Source organism: Lysinibacillus sp. LZ02 (assembly GCF_050613145.1).
Classification (GTDB): Bacteria; Bacillota; Bacilli; order Bacillales_A; family Planococcaceae; genus Lysinibacillus_B.
The window spans coordinates 3,670,945-3,691,162 of sequence record NZ_CP192507.1 but is presented as its reverse complement, the minus strand read 5'-3'; the positions used below and the strand labels follow the sequence as shown (position 1 = coordinate 3,691,162).

Sequence of the window (20,218 nt, the reverse complement as noted above, 5' to 3'; positions counted from 1 at the left end):
GAGAGCAAATTCATGAATCCGAAAATTGGCGTTATTATGGGCAGTTCTAGTGACTGGGAAACAATGAAGCATGCATGTGATATTTTAGATGAACTCGCAGTACCGTATGAAAAGCAAGTTGTATCGGCACACCGCACACCAGACTTAATGTTTGAATATGCAGAAAATGCACGCGGACGTGGCATTCAAGTCATTATTGCTGGTGCTGGAGGCGCTGCACATTTACCAGGTATGGTCGCAGCTAAAACAACATTACCTGTGATCGGTGTACCTGTTCAATCTCGTGCATTAAATGGATTGGACTCACTACTTTCGATTGTGCAAATGCCAGGTGGTGTACCTGTCGCAACAGTAGCGATTGGTAAAGCAGGGGCAACAAATGCAGGGTTACTTGCAGCACAAATTTTATCGACTACTGATGCAGAGTTAGCAACAAAGCTTGATGCTCGTCGTGAAGCGACAAAACAACAGGTGTTAGAAAGCACAGGTGACTTAGTGTGACGAAAATGATTTATCCAGGTCAAACAATCGGTATTATCGGTGGCGGTCAGCTTGGACGAATGATGGCAGTCGCAGCAAAAGAAGCAGGGTTTAAAATTGCGGTGTTAGAGCCGTCAATGGACTCTCCTTGTGGACAAGTCGCAGACATTCGCATTGTGGCGCAATATAACGACGCTACAGCTTTAGAAGAGCTTGCAGAAGTAAGTGATGTCATTACGTATGAATTCGAAAATATCGATTATGAGGGCTTAAAGCGATTAACAGAAATCGCTTATGTGCCTCAAGGCGCTGAATTAGTCCGAATTACGCAAAATCGTGTAACGGAAAAAGCAGCGATTGTCGAAGCCGGCTGTCCTGTTGCACCATACGTTGTGGCAGAGACGTATGAGGAGCTGGTGGCGAAAATTGACGAAATCGGCTTCCCATGTGTTGTCAAAACGGCGCGCGGTGGTTATGACGGCAAAGGACAACAATTACTAAAAATAAAAGAAGATTTACCGTTAGCAGAAGCGTTATTTGCACATTCTGTATGTATAGCAGAAGGTTTTGTACCATTTACAAAAGAGATTTCTGTGATTGTACAGCGTAATGGCAATGGCGAGACGTTTTGCCTACCGGTAGGCGAAAACATTCACGTACACCATATTTTACATGAAACGATTGTACCAGCTCGTATTGCAGAGCAGACTGCTGCTCAAGCAGAGCAAGAAGCAGCAAAAATTGCGGATCATCTAGAGTTAGTTGGTACATTAGCAGTCGAGATGTTTGTACTAGAAGATGGTGGCATCGTGATTAATGAATTAGCACCACGACCACACAATTCTGGTCATTATTCTATTGAGGCTTGTAACATTTCACAATTCACACAGCATATTCGCGCTGTGTGCGGCTGGCCGCTACGTAAGCCAAAGCTATGGTCACCATCTATTATGGTGAACGTACTAGGGCAACATGTAGTACCATTGACAAACTCTATTTCGAAGTATCCTGATTGGTCTGTTCATTTATACGGAAAAGCTGAAGCAAAAGTAAACCGTAAAATGGGTCACGTCACAATTATGACGGATGATTTAAATACAACATTAAAACAAATCAAGGATTCTGGTATCTGGCCAGAGTAGAAGGAGCACATAATATGATCGAACGTTATACACGACCTGAAATGGGTGCTATTTGGACGGAGCAAAACAAATTCCAAGCATGGCTTGAAGTCGAAATTTTAGCATGTGAGGCTTGGGCGGAAATCGGTGACATTCCGAAAGAGGACGTAGCGAAAATTCGCGCAAACGCATCATTCGATGTGGACCGTATTTACGAGATTGAGCAGGAAACACGCCATGACGTTGTTGCGTTTACACGCGCAGTATCTGAAACACTTGGTGAGGAGCGCAAATGGGTACACTACGGTTTAACTTCAACAGACGTAGTTGACACAGCGTTGTCATACTTAATCAAACAAGCAAACGATATTCTTCGTAAAGATTTACACAACTTCATCGACATCATTCGTGAGAAAGCTTTAGAGCACAAATACACAGTGATGATGGGACGTACACATGGGGTACACGCAGAGCCGACAACATTTGGCTTAAAGCTTGCCTTATGGTACCAAGAGATGCAACGTAACTTAGAGCGCTTTGAAGCAGCAGTGAAGACGATTGAAACAGGTAAAATGAGCGGCGCCGTTGGAACATACGCAAACATCAACCCTCGCGTAGAGGCATACGTATGTGAACACTTAGGCTTACAAGCAGCACCGATTTCAACGCAAACATTACAACGTGATCGTCATGCACAGTACTTTAGTACACTTGCATTAATCGCGACATCGATTGAAAAGTTTGCGACAGAAATTCGCGGTCTTCAAAAGTCAGAGACACGCGAAGTCGAGGAAGCGTTCGGTAAAGGTCAAAAAGGCTCTTCTGCTATGCCACATAAACGTAACCCAATTGGCTCTGAAAATATGACGGGGATGGCTCGTCTAATCCGAGGTTACATGATGACGGCATATGAAAATGTAGCACTATGGCATGAACGTGATATTTCACATTCATCTGCAGAGCGCGTCATTATTCCAGATGCAACGATTGCGCTAAATTATATGTTAAATCGATTTGGCAACATCGTGAAAAACTTAACTGTATTCCCTGAAAATATGAAACGTAATATGGATCGTACGTTTGGGCTTATCTACTCACAACGAATTCTACTTGCGTTAATTGATAAAGGTTTAGTACGTGAAGAAGCGTATGATACTGTGCAGCCACTAACAGCGCGTGCATGGGACGAGCAAACACAATTCCGACCATTAGTAGAAGCGAATGAAAAAATTACGTCGCTCCTATCAAAAGAGGAATTAGACGATTGCTTTGATTACAACTATCACATCCAAAACGTCGATCTTATCTTCGAACGTTGCGGTCTAAACTAATCTAGGGGGAACATGTCATGAATAAAGGTCAACTTTTGTACGAAGGTAAAGCAAAACGATTATATGCTACGGAGAATCCAGAAATCCTATTTGTGGAATACAAGGACAGTGCAACAGCATTCAATGGTGAAAAGAAGGAAGACATTGCCGGTAAAGGCGTGTTAAATAACCGTATTACAACACTTATATTCGAAAAATTACAAGCAGCCGGAATTGCGTCACATTTCGTGCAACGTATTTCTGATAATGAGCAGCTTGTCAAAAAAGTCGACATCATTCCAATCGAGCTTGTCGTGCGCAATATTGCGGCAGGCTCACTCGCAAAACGGTTAGGGCTAGAAGAGGGTACACCGCTTAAGCGCCCGATTGTAGAGTATTACTACAAAAATGATGATTTAGGTGACCCGCACATTACAACAGAGCATATTGATGTGCTCGATATTGCGACACCAGAAGAGGTACAAGCACTATACGATGGCGGTCTTCAAGTCAACGAAGTGCTACGTCCTATCTTTTCTGATGTAGGGGTAGAGCTAATCGACTTTAAACTTGAATTTGGGCGCGATGTGAACGGGAACGTATTACTTGCCGATGAAATTTCACCAGATACTTGTCGACTTTGGGATACTAAAACAAAACAAAAGCTTGATAAAGACGTGTTCCGCCGCAATCTTGGCAGTTTAACAGAAGTATATGAAATCATACTTACTAGACTTGGAGGAAAATAGACAATGAAGAAAGTTAAAATTTACGTAACATTAAAAGAAAGTATTTTAGATCCACAAGGTTCAGCAGTAAAAGGCTCATTAGAGAAAATCGGTTATGGTGAAGTAGCAGATGTACGTATCGGTAAATACCTAGAAGTAACAATCGCTGACACAGACCGCGATGTCGCTACAATCGTCAAAGAAATGTGTGAAAAAGTACTAACAAACGTTGTCATTGAAAACTACCGCTACGAAATCGAGGAGGCATAATACTATGAAATTTGCAGTACTCGTTTTCCCAGGGTCTAACTGTGATATCGACATGTATCATGCGATCAAAGACGAATTAGGTGAAGAAGTAGAATACGTTTGGCATACGCAAGGTAGCTTAGAAGGCTTTGACGGTGCACTAGTACCTGGTGGCTTCTCGTATGGTGACTACTTACGCTGTGGCGCGATGGCTAACCAATCGAACATCATGGCGGCATTAAAAGAATTTGCAGCACAAGGCAAGCCAGTGCTTGGGGTATGTAATGGATTCCAAATCTTAACGGAAGCGGGCTTACTACCAGGGGCGCTTTTACGTAATAAAAACTTAAAGTTCATGTGCCGTACAGTACAACTGAAAGTGGAAAATAATAACACATTATTCTCGAATCAGTACGAAGCGGGCGAACTAATTAATATTCCAATCGCACACGGTGAAGGGAACTATTACTGTGATGAGGAAACATTAGCAACTTTAAAAGCAAACAACCAAATCGTGTTCACATATGCAGGTGACAATCCAAATGGTTCTTTAGAAGATATCGCAGGGATTATTAACGAGCAAGGTAACGTACTTGGTATGATGCCACACCCAGAGCGTGCAGCAAACGAAATCGTTGGTGGCGCAGACGGGCTGAAATTATTTAAATCAATTGTGAAGCAGTGGAGGGAACAACATGTCAACAACTAAATTCGAGCCATCATCGGAGCAAATTAAAGAGCAACGTCTTTATGCGGACATGGGTATGACAGATGAAGAATACGATTTAGCGGTAGAGAAATTAGGGGGACGCAAGCCTAATTGGACGGAAATCGGTTTATTCTCAGTAATGTGGTCAGAACACTGCTCATACAAAAAATCGAAGCCAGTATTACGCAAATTCCCAACAAAAGGCCCTCAAGTATTACAAGGTCCTGGTGAAGGTGCTGGTATCGTGGATATCGGTGACGAGCAAGCGGTTGTATTCAAAATGGAATCGCACAATCACCCATCAGCAATCGAACCGTACCAAGGTGCAGCAACAGGTGTTGGTGGAATTATCCGTGACGTATTCTCAATGGGTGCACGTCCAATTGCGATGCTAAACTCTTTACGTTTTGGCGAGTTAAAATCAGCACGTGGTAAATACTTATTTGAAGAAGTAGTTGCAGGTATCGCTGGTTACGGTAACTGTATCGGGATTCCAACAGTAGGTGGCGAAATTCAGTTCGACCCTTGCTACGAAGGGAACCCACTTGTAAACGCAATGTGCGTAGGTTTAATCGACCATAAGGACATCCAAAAGGGTATAGCTGCTGGTGTAGGTAACACAGTGATGTACGTTGGAGCAAAAACAGGTCGTGACGGAATTCACGGTGCGACATTCTCTTCTGAAGAGTTATCAGATGAAGCAGATGAGAAGCGTTCAGCTGTTCAAGTTGGTGACCCATTCATGGAAAAATTACTTCTTGAAGCGTGTTTAGAAGTAGTGAAATCAGATGCACTTGTTGGGATTCAAGATATGGGTGCTGCGGGTCTTACATCATCTTCAGCAGAAATGGCTTCTAAAGCTGGCACTGGTGTAGAGATGAACTTAGACTTAGTTCCTCAACGTGAAACAAATATGACAGCTTACGAGATGATGTTATCTGAGTCTCAAGAGCGTATGCTAATGGTTGTAAAAGCAGGTCGCGAAGAAGAAATTAAAGCGATCTTTGAAAAATATGATTTAGATGCTGTAGCAGTAGGTCGTGTAACGGACGATAAAATGCTTCGTTTATTACACAACGGTGAGGTTGTAGCGGAAGTATCTGCAGACGCACTTGCAGAAGACGCACCAGTTTACTATATGCCAGATGCTGAGCCAGCTTATTTTGCTGAGTTCCAAGCGATGGAAAATGTTGAACCGACTGTAACAGACTATAAAGAAACATTAACAGCACTTTTAAAAGCACCAACTGTTGCTTCTAAAGAGTGGGTTTATGACCAATATGACTATCAAGTACGTACAAACACAGTCGTAGCGCCAGGTTCTGACGCAGCAGTGTTACGTGTACGTGGTACAAATAAAGGCTTAGCGATGACTACGGACTGTAACTCTCGCTACATTTACTTAGATCCAACTACGGGCGGTAAAATCGCAGTTGCTGAAGCAGCACGTAACATCGTATGTTCAGGTGGTCAACCACTTGCGATTACAGACTGCTTAAACTTCGGTAACCCAGAGAAACCAGAGATTTTCTGGCAAATCCAAAAGTCAGCTGACGGTATTTCAGCGGCATGTTTAGCATTAGATGCACCAGTAATTGGTGGTAACGTATCTATGTACAACGAGCGTTCAGGTGAAGCGGTTTACCCAACACCAACAATCGGTATGGTCGGTTTAGTAAAAGATTTATCACACGTGACAACACAAGAAGTGAAGGCGGCTGGTGATATCGTTTACGTAATCGGTGAAACAACAACAGAATTCGGTGGTTCGGAATTACAAAAATTACTTGAAGGCAATATTTCAGGTAAAGCACCATCAATCGACTTAGACGTAGAAGCAGCTCGTCAAAAAGCAATTTTAGAAGCGATTCGTGCAGGTCTTGTACAGTCAGCACACGACGTTTCTGAGGGCGGTGTAGCTGTTGCGCTTGCAGAGAAAACATTCGCGGCAAACGGCTTAGGTGTCAATGTCACATTAACAGGTTCTGCTGTAACAGCTTTATTCGCTGAATCGCAATCACGCTTTGTTCTTACAGTAAAAGAAGAAAATGCAGCAGCATTTGAAGAAATGGTAAAAGACGCACAAAAAATCGGTGTCGTAACAGAAGATGCAACATTAACTATCAACGGTGACAACGGTGTGCTTGTAGAAGGTACAGTGGAGGAATTCCGTTCTGCTTGGAAAGGAGCAATCCCATGCTTGCTGAAATCAGAGGCTTAAACGAAGAATGTGGGGTTTTTGGTATTTGGGGACACTCAGATCCAGCACAAATTAGTTACTACGGTTTACATGCACTACAACACCGCGGACAAGAAGGCGCAGGTATTGTCGTTACAGACGGCTCTACTCTGCGCGCCGTAAAAGGCGAAGGACTTGTCAATGATGTGTTTAACGAAGAAAAGTTAAGCAAAGTGAAAGGAAAAGCAGCGATTGCGCATGTTCGTTATACAACGCAAGGCGGTGGCGGTCTACAAAATGTACAGCCTTTACTTTTCCATTCATCAACAGGCAGTTTATCGATTGCGCATAACGGGAACTTAGTAAATGCGAATCACTTAAAACAGTATTTAGAACGAGGAGGAAGCATTTTCCACTCTTCTTCCGATACAGAAGTATTAGCGCACTTAATTAAAAAATCAACACATTCACCATTCCGTGCAAAAGTGAAAAATGCATTGTCTTTATTAAAAGGAGCATTTTCATTCTTAATTATGACAGAAGAAACAATGATGGTTGCGCGTGACATTCATGGTTTACGTCCGTTGTCATTAGGGAAATTAGGTGACGGCTGGGTAGTCGCTTCGGAAACATGTGCATTTGATTTAATCGGTGCAGAGTATGTACGTGAAGTAGAACCAGGTGAATTAATCATTATTAACGATAAAGGTTTAGAATCGGATCGTTTCGCATCGCAAGATAATCGTGCGATGTGTGCAATGGAATATGTGTATTTAGCACGTCCTGACTCAGATATCGATGGTATTAATGTACACATGGCTCGTAAACGTATGGGGAAACAACTAGCAAAAGAATGTGCCCATATTGAAGCAGATGTTGTAACAGGTGTACCAGATTCGAGTATTTCAGCAGCTATTGGTTTTGCGGAAGAAAGCGGCATCCCGTATGAGCTTGGTTTAATTAAAAACCGCTATGTTGGTCGTACATTCATTCAGCCAACACAAGAGCTACGCGAGCGCGGTGTAAAAATGAAGCTTTCACCTGTGCTGCAAGTCGTGAAAGGGAAACGTGTCGTGATGGTAGATGATTCAATCGTGCGCGGCACAACATCTCGTCGTATCGTTAAAATGTTAAAAGATGCAGGGGCTACAGAGGTGCATGTGGTAATTTCATCGCCGCCAATGACAGATCCATGTTTCTACGGCATTGATACATCCACACATGAAGAGTTGATCGCATCGAGTCATAGTGTCCAAGACATTTGTGAAACAATCGGTGCAGATACATTAACATTCCTGTCAGCAGAAGGGATGATTGAAGCAACTGCACGTCCATTTGAAGATGAAAACCGTGGCTTATGTATGGCTTGCTTCTCAGGAAAATATCCAACAGAAATTTTCTCAGATACAGTCTTACCACATGAAAAAGAATGTTAAAAGGTTTATTAAGGAGGAGCTAACGGCTTATGTCAAAAGCATATGAACAAGCAGGGGTAAATATTGAAGCGGGTTATGAAGCAGTGAAGCGTATGAAATCACATGTTGAACGTACAAATCGTTTAGGTGTGATGGGGACATTTGGTGGCTTCGGCGGGATGTTTGACCTGTCTACGTTAAACTTAAAGGAACCTGTTCTTATTTCAGGTACAGACGGTGTTGGTACGAAGTTAAAGCTTGCTTTTATGGTAGATAAACACGACACAATCGGGATCGACTGTGTCGCAATGTGTGTCAATGATATCGTCGCACAAGGTGCAGAGCCACTTTATTTCCTTGATTATGTAGCAGTAGGGAAAGCAGAGCCTGCTAAAATCGAGCAAATCGTCAAAGGTGTAGCGGATGGCTGTGTGCAGTCTGGTGCAGCCTTAATCGGTGGCGAGACAGCAGAAATGCCTGGTCTTTATGAGGAAGATGAATATGATTTAGCTGGTTTTGCTGTAGGTGCTTGTGAAAAAGCAGACATCATTACAGGTGAAAAAATTGTAGAAGGTGATGTACTAATCGGTCTTACTTCAAGCGGTGTGCATTCAAATGGCTATTCATTAGTGCGTAAAATCGTATTCGCGGATAATGAATTTGCAGTCGATCAAGTAGTAGAAGGCTATGAAGACTTAGGCCCAATCGGTGAAGCGTTACTTGTACCGACAAAGCTGTACGCAAAACCAGTGCTTGCTATGCTTAAAGCAGGCGATGTACATGGTTGTGCACACGTTACAGGTGGTGGCTTCTATGAAAACTTACCACGTATGATGCCAGCAGGACTTGCAACAGAAATCGACTTAGGCTCTTGGCCAGTACTACGCATCTTTGAATTCTTAAAAGACAAAGGACAGTTAGCAGACAAAGACTTATACAATGTGTTCAACATGGGTGTTGGTTTTGTGGTAGCTGTGCCTGAATCAGATGTAGAAAAAGTAATCGCTGCTGCAGAAGCAAACGGCGAAAAAGCATATAAAATTGGTCGTGTTGTAAAAGGTGAAGGCGTTGTCTTCAATGGTGAGCATGATGGGAGCTTAGTGTAATGACGGCGAAAATTGCAGTATTTGCTTCAGGAAGCGGCTCAAACTTCCAAGCCATTCAAGAAGCGATTGAACGTGGAGACTTACAAGCAAGCATCGAGCTTGTTGTGACAGATAAGCCAGGTGCATACGTCGTTACACGTGCAAATAACTTGAATATCCCAGTGCTAGAGCTTGCACCAAAAACATTCGAATCAAAAGCAGCATATGAAGAGGCAATTATTGCTGAATTACGTGCGCGTAATGTGGAGTGGGTTGTGCTAGCAGGCTATATGCGTCTCGTTAGTGATGTGCTACTCACTGCATATCCGAATCGCATTATTAACATTCACCCATCTTTACTACCTTCATTCCCTGGCAAAGATGCGATCGGGCAAGCGATGGAGCATGGGGTGAAAATAACAGGTGTGACAGTACACTATGTAGATGCAGGCATGGATACAGGTCCTATCATCGCACAAGCAGCGGTAGAAGTTGTCGACCGAAACCGCGAAGCGACAGAAGAACGAATTCATCAAGTAGAACATGCACTTTATACAAAAACATTACAACATTTATTTAGCTAATGATGTACTAGTTTATTAGTATACTAACTTTTAATGGAGCAGCAGACAGTGTCTGTTGCGAAAATGACAATAAAAGCTTTTACGGCTTATAACATATTGGAGGACGTTATTGTGACTAAACGTGCACTAATCAGTGTTTCGAATAAAGAGGGTATTTTAGATTTTGCAAAAGAGCTTGTGGCATTAGGCTACGAAGTTCTTTCAACTGGCGGCACAAAAAAATTGCTTCAAGATAACAACGTACCAGTAACGGCTGTTGACGAAGTAACAAAATTCCCAGAGATTTTAGATGGTCGTGTCAAAACATTAAACCCAATGATTCACGGTGGATTATTAGGGAAATTTGATGAGCCAAGCCACGTAGCACAAATGCAAGAGCACGGCATTGAGCCAATCGAAATCGTTTGTGTAAACCTATACCCATTCGTTGAAACCATTTCAAAGCCAAACGTATCTTGGGACGATGCTATTGAAAACATCGATATCGGTGGCCCAACAATGCTACGTTCAGCAGCGAAAAACCACGATTATGTAACAGTAATTGTAGATGCAAACGACTATGCAGGCGTACTAGAAGAGTTAAAAGCAGACGGTAAGACAACGATTGAAACACGTCGTCGTTTAGCAGCAAAAGTATTCCGTCATACAGCGGCATACGATTCGTACATTTCAAACCACTTAACAGAAGCGATTGGTGAAGAGTTCCCAGAAAACTTAACAGTAACGTATGAGTTAAAACAATCGTTACGTTACGGTGAAAACCCTCACCAAAAAGCAGCGTTTTATGCAAAACGTCTTGGTTCTGATTTCTCAATCGCATATGCAACACAGTTACACGGGAAAGAGCTTTCTTACAACAACATTCAAGATGCAAACGCTGCACTTCAAATCGTAAAAGAATTCGAAATGCCAGCAGCGGTAGCAGTGAAGCATATGAATCCTTGTGGTGTTGGTACAGGTGTGACAATCGAAGAAGCATTCAATAAAGCATATGAAGCAGACCCAACATCGATTTTCGGTGGGATTATTGCACTGAATATGGAAGTAGATCAAGCAACAGCTGAAAAGCTTTCAGGTATTTTCTTAGAAATCATCATCGCACCAAGCTTTACACAAGAAGCGCTTGATATTTTAACAGCTAAGAAAAACATTCGTCTGATGACAATTGATTTTGCACAAGCAAAACAAGACAAATTCAATGTTGTTTCAGTTGAAGGTGGCTTACTTGTACAAGAGCCAGACCGCTTTGGCTTTGCTGATGCAGACATTAAAGTCGTAACAGACCGCGAGCCAACAGAAGCCGAGTGGGAAGCATTAAAACTTGGCTGGGCAGTCGTAAAACATGTGAAATCGAATGCCATCGTTGTATCTGATGCACAAATGACACTTGGTGTTGGTGCTGGTCAAATGAACCGCGTAGGCGCAGCAAAAATCGCTTTCGAACAAGCGGGTGAAAAAGCAAACGGTGCAGCACTTGCATCTGACGCATTCTTCCCAATGGGCGATACAGTAGAAGCAGCGGCAGCAGCGGGTATTAAAGCCATCATCCAACCAGGCGGCTCGATTAAAGATCAAGATTCAATTGATATGGCAAATAAATATGGTATTGCGATGGTATTTACAGGTGTTCGCCACTTTAAACACTAATCGCGGGTAAATCACCCAAATTCGCGGGTAAACCTCAAAAAATCGCGGGTAAAACCGATAAATTCGCCGGTAAATCACTAAATTTCGCCGGTATTTGGGTAACACTTGCTCCCAAAGTAAAAAACAATAGTTTTCTTAAGTAAGTCACGTTATAATAGAATAATGTTTCGCTATTATTCTGGCCGGATAATAGCAGAAGCGTTTGAAATTGTTTCATTTGTTCTTTCTGGCCGGAAGAACATGGAGCAAAGCGCATGGCTTTGGCCGGACATGACGCTAATTTAAAATAGACCGCTTAGTATGCATCCACTTTGGTCGGGGGATGCAGAACGGCAACATTCACACAATAACTTATTCAACATGACTATTTTGGTCGGGTACGATTATTGAAAGGTTACTGTAGAATGCACAAAACGCTCGCCTCATTCTAGATATGGCGAGCGTTTTTTTTAACGAAAAGTTTAATATAAAAACAGTAGGAGGGTTTTATTCATGAAAGTTCTTGTAATCGGTAGTGGTGGTCGTGAGCACGCAATCGCTAAGCAATTTAGTGAGGCGCCATCAGTAAAAAAAGTATTCGTTGCACCAGGTAACGATGGGATGAAGCATGATGCAGAAGTGGTTGCAATCGACGGGTTAGACTTTGCAGCGCTTACTACATTTGCAAAGGAAAATGCCATCGACTTAACGTTCGTAGGACCGGAACAACCACTTGCAGCTGGTATTGTTGATCATTTCCAAGCGGAAGGTTTAACAATCTTCGGTCCAACACAAGCAGCAGCTCAAATTGAAGGTTCTAAATCCTATGCAAAAGAAATTATGAAAAAATACGATATCCCAACAGCTGCTTATGAAACATTTACAGAAGCGGAGCCTGCGATTGCGTACATTCAAGCGCAAGGTGCACCAATCGTTGTCAAAGCGGATGGATTAGCAGCTGGTAAAGGTGTAATTGTCGCGATGACAGAAGAAGAAGCGATCGAAGCAGTCAACGATATGATTGGTAACCAACGTTTTGGTGATTCTTCATCACGTGTAGTAATTGAAGAATTCCTTGACGGGGAAGAATTTTCATTTATGTCATTTGTACATAAAGGGCAAATTTACCCGATGGTCATTGCGCAAGATCATAAACGTGCATATGACGGCGACCAAGGACCAAACACAGGTGGGATGGGTGCCTATTCACCAGTACCACAAATTTCACAAGAAATGGTATCACGTGCTTACATCGAAATCGTAGAACCAACAGTCAAAGCGATGGAAGAAGAAGGTGTGTCGTTTACAGGGATTCTGTATGCAGGGTTAATCTTAACACCAAAAGGTCCTAAAGTAATCGAGTTTAACGCGCGCTTCGGTGATCCTGAAACACAGGTCGTTTTACCACGTATGGCGTCAGACTTTGGTTTATTTATGACAGCATTAATGGAAGAAAAATACTTCGACCTACAATGGCATAACGAAGCAATGTTAGGTGTTGTCGTAGCGGCTGAAGGTTATCCAGGGGATGTAGAAAAAGGCAATCCACTACCGGAGCTTTCAGATATCGGGTTACCTGTCTATCATGCAGGCACAAAACAAGTGGACGGTCAATTTGTCGGGAACGGTGGCCGCGTGTTATTAGTGGCCGCGAAAGCAGACGACTTAAAAGCAGCACAAGAAAAAGTATACGCTGAGCTAGCGAAGAAAGAATGGACAAACTTCTTCTTCCGTAAAGACATCGGCTGGCGTACGTTTAAATAACAAGAATCAATAAATATTGCTCAACAAGTAAAGGGGTGTTCCGAAAGTAAAAGCTTTCGGAACACCCCACTTTTTGGTGCATCCTATTAGTAATACATTTCTTCTTCATTTTTATCGGCTACTAATGCCACCACCGGGCAATACTGATAATACCCTTCAGCGACTTTCATCGCACCCGCCATAATCATCATCTTCCCCATGAGGCAATTCGGATTACGAGCGATACGGGCTGTGCCGAAACAGGCAAGGGCAATGCCACATGTCATACGCATAAAGGCATTTTGCTCAGAAATATTTTGTGAAAGCATACAATCACCTCCTTCTAAAACATATAAAATGGTGTCATATATTCCCTAAAATCTAGAAAAGGTTATATTTTCCTATACACTAAAATAATCCCTATGAAATACTTTGCTTTATGAAAGTGCTATGTTACGATAAAGTCGTATATCCAGCAAAAAGCATTCGTAGTATGTGCTTATCTGTATTGACTATACGCGAGATAGAGATTGAGAGGAGTGTGCATTATGCCTGAAATTAAGTGGAAGATAAAAAATATTCGTGATCAAGTAGCAGTAATCGATGGTAAATTAGCACCGAATATTGTGTTAAAAAATGCACGTTACTTGCACAGTATGTTTAAACAATGGATGACAGGGAACATTTGGATTTTAAATGATCGTATCGTGTATGTAGGAGAAGAACTACCATCAAATGTGCAAGGTACTGAAATGGTAGATGTTGCAGGAAAAACGATTGTACCGGGATATATTGAGCCGCATGTGCACCCGTACCAGTTATATAATCCGCATTCATTTGCAGAATTTGCAGGACAAACAGGAACAACAACGTTTCTTTCAGATAATATGTCATTTGTTTTAATATCACAAAATAAGAAAGCGTTTTCAATGATAGACAAATTAAACCAACTACCTTTCTCGTTTTACTGGTGGAGCCGGTTTGATTCGCAAACAGAGCTAGAGCATGAAGAAGACATTTTCTCGAACGAATCTGTACTAGAGTGGCTAGAGCGTCACGATGTATTACTTGGGGGGGAGCTAACAGGTTGGCCGCGTCTTCTGCGCGGAGATGACCAAATGCTCTACTGGATTCAATCAGCTAAACATAAAGGGAAAAAAATCGAAGGGCACTTCCCAGGTGCATCTGAACGTACACTTGTTAAAATGCGCCTTTTCGGGGCAGATGGGGATCATGAAGCGATGACAGCAGATGAAGTAGTCAAACGGATTCAACACGGGATTAAAGTAACGCTTCGTCATTCATCGATTCGTCCGGATTTACCAAATCTATTGAAAGGGATTTTAGAAAAAGAACTCCATATTTTTGATCATTTAATGATGACGACAGACGGCTCGACACCAAGCTTCCACCGAGATGGTGTGATGGATAAATGTATCCAAGTCGCACTGGATGTTGGGGTCAATCCGATTGATGCGTACCAAATGGCAAGTTATAATGTAGCGCGCTACTATAACATGGCGAGTTTACATGGCATGATTGCAACAGGGCGATATGCGACACTCAATATTTTAAAAGACGAATTCACACCGCAGCCAGAGTCAGTTTTATCGAAAGGGGTTTGGCTAAAACGAGACGGCGAGCAAGTGTATACATTCCCTGAAATGGACTGGTCTATACTGGGCGATTTGAACATTCACTTCGATTTACAAGATGATGATTTCCAGTTCTCAATGCCGATTGGGATTGAAATGGTCAATGATGTCATTACAAAACCATATAGTGCAAAAGTTCCCGCTCATAAAAAGGAATTACCACTAGGTGAGAATGAAAGTTATTTAATGCTTGTTGACCGCAATGGGAAGTGGCGTGTCAATACGACGATTAAAGGATTTGATACACATGTCAAAGGCTTTGCTTCTTCTTATTCTAATACCGGAGATTTGATTTTAATTGGGAAAAGCATTGCCGATATTAAACAAGCATTTTGCGAAATAAAAAATATGAATGGTGGCATTGTGCTCGTAGAAGATGGAGAGGTTGTGGCAAGTATACCACTCCCAATTGCTGGTACAATGTCTAACGGTCCAGTGGAGCACCTAATCGAAAAAGAAATCGCGTTAAAAGAAGCGTTACGTGCTCGTGGCTACCAACATTCTGATGCGATTTATACACTGCTATTTTTACAATCCACACATTTACCATATATTCGCGTTACGCCGCGGGGCATTTTTGATGTGATGAAAAATACGGTCATGTTGCCGTCTGTAATGCGCTAACAAAAGGAGCTAGAGGGAAATGACTAAAAAGAGAGTGATGTTTGTTGTGTGTGCAGCGCTATTATTAGCTGCTTGTAATAAAGATGAGGTAGAAAATGGTGCACCGGCTTCAGCCGAGCCCGAAGAGATAGAAGAAGTAGAGGTAGAAGAATTACCATATACAATGCCATTTACAGGGGAAAAAGTGGCAGAAGAGTCATTTCTACGTCCTATTTTAGTAACGATTAATAATCATCCTGATGCACGTCCACAGTCAGGAATTGCATATGCAGATGTGGTATATGAAATGCTAGCAGAGGGCGATGTTACGCGTCTGCTAGCGCTATATCAATCCCAAATCCCAACAACGATTGGGCCCATTCGTAGCGCCCGTTCCTACTTCATCGATATGGCGAAGGGACTCGATGCCTTTTATATTGCACATGGGTATAGTCCAGAAGCAAAGGCGATGTTAACAAGTGGTGTGGTCGATAATATCAATGGCATGGCGTATGATGGGACTTTATTCCAACGCTCGAGCGAACGAAAAGCGCCGCATAATTCCTATATGTCAGGAGAAAATGTAACAGCTGCAGCAGAAAAAGTGGGTGCTTCGTTACTGTATCAAAAAAAAGTATCATATTCATTTTATGAAGAACAAGATAGTGTTAAAATAGGAAAGAATGCTAACGAAGTGAAAATGAATTATAATAACAACGGTTCGTTTAATAGTGTGTATACGTACGACGTAGAGAAACAGACGTATACAAGGACAGTAACGAATACGGTGACAGTAGATCATTTAACAGGTGAGCCGGTAGAGCTATCAAATGTGTTATTCTTTGAGATGGCGCATCGTGTAATTGATAGCGAAGGTAGAAGAGATATAGATATCACATCAGGCGGTAGAGCGTATGTTGCACAGCAAGGCATGCTCCGTGAAGTGAACTGGGAAAATAGAGACGGTCTGCTTGTAGCAGTTGAACAGGATGGCAGTGAAGTGCAACTTGTCGCAGGGCAAACATGGGTTCACTTTGTACCAACATCACCAGGGCTGACTTCGAGCGTAACGTATTCCGAATAACTTGGGAAGGGTGAGAGTATGCAAATCGAAAAAATCCGTGGACATCAAACAGATCAATTATTTAAAGCAGTATTAGAACTAAAAGATTTAGAAGAGTGCTATAAGTTCTTTGACGATTTATGCACGATCAGCGAGATTCAGTCGTTATCACAACGTTTTGAAGTAGCGCATTTATTGCGCTTAAAGAAAACATATGAAACGATTAAAAAGGAAACAGGTGCTTCAACAGCTACCATTTCTCGCGTGCGTCGTTGCTTTGATTACGGGAACGATACGTATGATGAAATGCTAGGTCGTTTATATCCAGAGGAAAAGCCGTTTAGCGATCGCAGTAAATAATATTTACTCGTTTAAAAGGCTGTGCCGTTGCAGCTCAGTTGTTAGCGGATAGGGGAATATCCGTTTTGAACGAACGCCACATAAGAAAAGACATCAACTCGCGCCCTTATAGCGCGAGTTGTGTTTTTTTAAGCGGAAATTCTAAGTTTGACGCAGATGTGTCGTTCGAACTTTTTTCTTTGCTATACTGAAAACAAAATAACGAATGAGGTGGGAATAACATGGAGTATTTACAATGGCGACATGTGTTTAAAATTGATCCGGCAAAGGACATTTCAGATGAGGATTTAGCGCTTGTGTGTGAATCTGGCACAGATGTGATTTTGGTAGGGGGTACAGATGGTGTCACGTTAGACAATGTACTCGATATGTTAGTGCGTGTACGCCGTTTTTCGGTACCAGTGGCATTAGAAATCTCCAATTCAGAATGTGTGACACCGGGTTATGATTATTACTTTATTCCGTCTGTATTAAATAGTCGCGATACGAAATGGGTAAAGGATTTACACTATGAAGCGATTAAAGAGTATGGGGATATTATGGTTTGGGAAGAGCTTGTAGCGGAAGGGTATTGCATATTAAACCCAGATTGCAAAGTCGCACACGTAACAGATGCGAATACAGAGCTTTCAGAAGAGGATGTTATTGCGTATGCACGGATGGCGGAGAAGTATTTTAAGCTGCCGATTTTTTATATGGAATATAGCGGTGCTTACGGAGATCCACAATTAGTGAGTGCTGTGAAAGATGTACTCGAAGAAACAAAACTATTTTATGGCGGCGGGATCACATCCGAAGCGCAAGCGACAGAGATGGCACGTGTAGCGGATACAGTTGTTGTCGGTAACATTATTTATGACGACTTAAAAGCCGCTTTGAAAACAGTTGAAGCAGTAAAGTCTGTTGTGTTATAACTAAAATAAGAACAAATGTTTGATTAAGGTGGTGCAGTATGGAACAAATCTCAAGAAATCTTCTTGTAGGGATGAATCCGCAGCAACAAGAAGCAGTACAAACAACAGAAGGTCCTTTGCTTATTATGGCAGGGGCCGGCTCAGGGAAAACACGCGTGCTTACACATCGTATTGCTTATTTAGTCGTGGAGAAGGAAGTATATCCATCGAAAATTTTAGCGATTACGTTTACGAATAAAGCAGCGCGCGAAATGCGTGAACGAATCGATGGTATTTTAGGAAACGGTACGTGTGAAAGTATGTGGGTTTCCACATTCCACTCGATGTGTGTACGGATTTTACGTCGCAATATCGACCGACTTGGCTATTCGAAAAGCTTTTCCATTTTAGATTCAAGTGACCAGCTCACAGTCGTGAAAAATTTATTAAAAGAATACAATATTGACCCGAAAAAATATGATCCACGGGCGATTTTAAATGTAATTAGTTCCGCTAAAAATGACTGCATGACAGTCGATGGCTTTAAAGCGAATATGAATGAAGGCAATCCATTTGAGCGCATCGTGGCACAGGTGTATGAAGGCTATACAAAGCGTCTAAAGCTCAATTCTTCATTAGATTTCGATGACTTAATCATGATGACGATTCGTCTATTCGAAGAAGCCCCAGATGTACTAGAATACTATCAAAACAAATTCCACTATATCCACGTGGATGAGTATCAAGATACCAATAAATCCCAATATCTACTTGTAAAACTATTAGCCCGCAAATTCCGAAATATTTGCGTTGTAGGGGATTCGGATCAATCGATTTATCGCTGGCGCGGGGCAGATATCACGAATATTTTATCGTTTGAAAAAGACTACAAAGATGCAAAAGCCATTATGCTTGAGCAAAATTACCGCTCGACAAAGCGCATTTTACAGGCCGCCAACGATATTATCGAAAAAAATACAAGCCGCTATCCGAAACAATTGCGTACGGACAACCCTGAAGGCGAAAAGATTGTTTACTATAAAGCGTATAACGAGCAAGAAGAAGCACAATTTGTTGCGGGTACGATTCAACGCTTAATCGAAAAAGAAGGTCGTAAGCCAGGCGATTTTGCCGTTCTTTATCGGACAAATGCGCAATCACGTGTGATGGAGGAAGTGCTCGTTAAATCGAATATGAGCTATCAAATCGTCGGCGGTACGAAATTCTATGACCGTAAAGAAATTAAAGACATCCTTGCTTACCTTCGTTTAATTGCCAACAATGATGATGATTTGTCACTCGCACGTATTATTAATGAACCGAAACGTAGTATTGGGGCAACATCGTTTGAAAAAATAGCACGCTATGCCATCGAGCAAGACCGTTCGATTTTCGATGCGATGCGTGAACTTGTATTTATCGGCTTAACAGGGAAAGCGGCCGCTTCTGCAGAGTATTTTTATGCGATGATTAGTGATTTAACAGCGCGTCAACAGGAACTAACGGTAACGGAGCTTGTAGAAGAAGTACTTGAACGAACTGGCTACCGTACGATGTTGAAAAATGAAAAGTCCATCGAAGCAGAAAGCCGTCTTGAAAATATCGAGGAATTTTTAACGGTGACACAAGCGTTTGAGGAGCGCAGTGAGGACCAATCACTTATCGCCTTCCTAACGGATTTAGCACTGATTGCAGACATCGATAAGATAGACGAGGAAGAATTGCAAAATGAAGGTGCAATCATTTTAATGACAATGCATGCTGCGAAGGGGCTTGAATTCCCAGTTGTTTTCATTATCGGGATGGAGGAAAATATTTTCCCACATTCTCGAACATTAGAAGACCCTGAAGAAATGGAAGAAGAGCGTCGCCTTGCTTATGGTATGAAACGTTTGTCAGAAATCGCGTAAACCGCGAAGGATTGGCAGGGCTAGTAGAAATTTTACTAGCAACAACTGATATTACGACACCACGGCGGAGAACCCAAATAATCTCCGTGACTAGATGGAAGCTAATACTCCCACATGCAACACTGGTAACAGGTTGTGTGAAGTTGGGTGAAGTCGCGCTAAGTAGCCCTAACAGGTCAAGCTGAGGAAAGGTTAAACATACTGTGAACATGGTGCGGGCTGGGTAGCTGTATACGGTTAGGATTTAAGAATTTAATGACGAATCACTGAATGTACGTCTCGTAGAGCGGGCAATAGAAATGTTGTCTAATTAACTATATTCCAAAGGATTTATCGTATGGGATTCTGATGGATAGAACTAATGGGTTGTTCTACTGAAAAGATATAGTCGGGATAAAGGTGGAACCTAAGTACAGTTATATACCTAGTAATATCGGAACGTTTGAGACCCCTAACGTTTAGTAATCGCTTGGGGATTGCAAATTGCATGAAAGGGCATGAATAG

Annotated in this window: 17 protein-coding genes and 1 pseudogene; 17 read left to right on the top strand and 1 reads right to left on the bottom strand. The window is 42.1% G+C overall.

The annotated features are described in order from the left end of the window. The first annotated feature begins 12 nt into the window (after nucleotides 1-12). The 12 genes from purE (at nucleotide 13) to purD (ending at nucleotide 13,250) form a co-directional block, all read left to right on the top strand. A complete protein-coding gene (gene purE, locus ACQQ2I_RS17885; RefSeq protein ID WP_391374800.1) occupies nucleotides 13-501 on the top strand; it encodes a 5-(carboxyamino)imidazole ribonucleotide mutase in 489 nt (162 codons plus the stop codon). Further along, the gene (gene purK / locus ACQQ2I_RS17880) at nucleotides 498-1,622 is read left to right on the top strand and encodes a 5-(carboxyamino)imidazole ribonucleotide synthase (protein WP_431028111.1); all 1,125 of its coding nucleotides are present in this window, start codon (nucleotides 498-500) and stop codon (nucleotides 1,620-1,622) included. The genes purE and purK overlap by 4 nt, the downstream gene beginning before the upstream one ends. Nucleotides 1,623-1,636: 14 nt before the next feature. Next, nucleotides 1,637-2,932: an adenylosuccinate lyase gene (purB, locus tag ACQQ2I_RS17875; RefSeq protein WP_431028110.1), complete on the top strand. Its 1,296-nt coding sequence runs from the start codon at nucleotides 1,637-1,639 to the stop codon at nucleotides 2,930-2,932. Nucleotides 2,933-2,949: 17 nt separating this feature from the next. Beyond that, the gene (gene purC, locus ACQQ2I_RS17870) at nucleotides 2,950-3,660 is read left to right on the top strand and encodes a phosphoribosylaminoimidazolesuccinocarboxamide synthase (RefSeq protein ID WP_431028109.1); all 711 of its coding nucleotides are present in this window, start codon (nucleotides 2,950-2,952) and stop codon (nucleotides 3,658-3,660) included. Between the two features lie 3 nt (nucleotides 3,661-3,663). Further along, nucleotides 3,664-3,909 carry a phosphoribosylformylglycinamidine synthase subunit PurS gene (gene purS / locus ACQQ2I_RS17865; protein WP_431028108.1) on the top strand — a complete coding sequence of 82 codons (246 nt, stop codon included), beginning with the start codon at nucleotides 3,664-3,666 and terminating at the stop codon, nucleotides 3,907-3,909. Between the two features lie 4 nt (nucleotides 3,910-3,913). Beyond that, on the top strand, nucleotides 3,914-4,597 hold the full coding sequence (gene purQ, locus ACQQ2I_RS17860) for a phosphoribosylformylglycinamidine synthase subunit PurQ (protein WP_431028107.1): 684 nt from the start codon (nucleotides 3,914-3,916) through the stop codon (nucleotides 4,595-4,597). Further along, nucleotides 4,584-6,818: a phosphoribosylformylglycinamidine synthase subunit PurL gene (gene purL / locus ACQQ2I_RS17855; protein ID WP_431028106.1), complete on the top strand. Its 2,235-nt coding sequence runs from the start codon at nucleotides 4,584-4,586 to the stop codon at nucleotides 6,816-6,818. Before purQ ends, purL begins: the two co-directional genes overlap by 14 nt. Next, nucleotides 6,794-8,212 (top strand): amidophosphoribosyltransferase, encoded by a 1,419-nt coding sequence (purF, locus tag ACQQ2I_RS17850; protein ID WP_431028105.1) that lies wholly within the window; start codon nucleotides 6,794-6,796, stop codon nucleotides 8,210-8,212. The genes purL and purF overlap by 25 nt, the downstream gene beginning before the upstream one ends. A gap of 29 nt (nucleotides 8,213-8,241) precedes the next feature. Next, nucleotides 8,242-9,297, top strand: coding sequence for a phosphoribosylformylglycinamidine cyclo-ligase (gene purM / locus ACQQ2I_RS17845; RefSeq protein ID WP_391374781.1), 1,056 nt, complete (start codon nucleotides 8,242-8,244; stop codon nucleotides 9,295-9,297). Beyond that, on the top strand, nucleotides 9,297-9,860 hold the full coding sequence (gene purN, locus ACQQ2I_RS17840; RefSeq protein WP_431028104.1) for a phosphoribosylglycinamide formyltransferase: 564 nt from the start codon (nucleotides 9,297-9,299) through the stop codon (nucleotides 9,858-9,860). The genes purM and purN overlap by 1 nt, the downstream gene beginning before the upstream one ends. Nucleotides 9,861-9,971: 111 nt before the next feature. Then, complete coding sequence (gene purH, locus ACQQ2I_RS17835) at nucleotides 9,972-11,507, top strand: bifunctional phosphoribosylaminoimidazolecarboxamide formyltransferase/IMP cyclohydrolase (RefSeq protein WP_431028102.1); 1,536 nt, start codon at nucleotides 9,972-9,974, stop codon at nucleotides 11,505-11,507. Nucleotides 11,508-11,999: 492 nt separating this feature from the next. Further along, nucleotides 12,000-13,250 (top strand): phosphoribosylamine--glycine ligase, encoded by a 1,251-nt coding sequence (gene purD / locus ACQQ2I_RS17830; protein WP_431028101.1) that lies wholly within the window; start codon nucleotides 12,000-12,002, stop codon nucleotides 13,248-13,250. An 86-nt stretch (nucleotides 13,251-13,336) separates the two neighbouring features. Here purD and ACQQ2I_RS17825 read toward each other — a convergent pair whose 3' ends face one another. After that, nucleotides 13,337-13,558: a YgaP-like transmembrane domain gene (locus ACQQ2I_RS17825; protein WP_431028100.1), complete on the bottom strand. Its 222-nt coding sequence runs from the start codon at nucleotides 13,556-13,558 to the stop codon at nucleotides 13,337-13,339. A gap of 219 nt (nucleotides 13,559-13,777) precedes the next feature. On the opposite strand from ACQQ2I_RS17825, the gene ACQQ2I_RS17820 reads away from it, so the two are divergent. The 5 genes and pseudogenes from ACQQ2I_RS17820 to pcrA form a co-directional block, all read left to right on the top strand. Continuing rightward, the gene (locus ACQQ2I_RS17820; RefSeq protein ID WP_431028099.1) at nucleotides 13,778-15,508 is read left to right on the top strand and encodes an adenine deaminase C-terminal domain-containing protein; all 1,731 of its coding nucleotides are present in this window, start codon (nucleotides 13,778-13,780) and stop codon (nucleotides 15,506-15,508) included. A gap of 19 nt (nucleotides 15,509-15,527) precedes the next feature. Further along, on the top strand, nucleotides 15,528-16,571 hold the full coding sequence (locus ACQQ2I_RS17815) for a DUF3048 domain-containing protein (protein ID WP_431028098.1): 1,044 nt from the start codon (nucleotides 15,528-15,530) through the stop codon (nucleotides 16,569-16,571). Nucleotides 16,572-16,589: 18 nt separating this feature from the next. Beyond that, nucleotides 16,590-16,910, top strand: coding sequence for a YerC/YecD family TrpR-related protein (locus ACQQ2I_RS17810; RefSeq protein ID WP_431028097.1), 321 nt, complete (start codon nucleotides 16,590-16,592; stop codon nucleotides 16,908-16,910). 221 nt (nucleotides 16,911-17,131) lie between these two features. Further along, complete coding sequence (locus ACQQ2I_RS17805) at nucleotides 17,132-17,824, top strand: heptaprenylglyceryl phosphate synthase (protein WP_431028096.1); 693 nt, start codon at nucleotides 17,132-17,134, stop codon at nucleotides 17,822-17,824. Nucleotides 17,825-17,862: 38 nt separating this feature from the next. Beyond that, nucleotides 17,863-19,704: pseudogene (gene pcrA, locus ACQQ2I_RS17800) on the top strand (DNA helicase PcrA); the annotation flags it as partial. Between the last annotated feature and the right edge of the window lie 514 nt (nucleotides 19,705-20,218).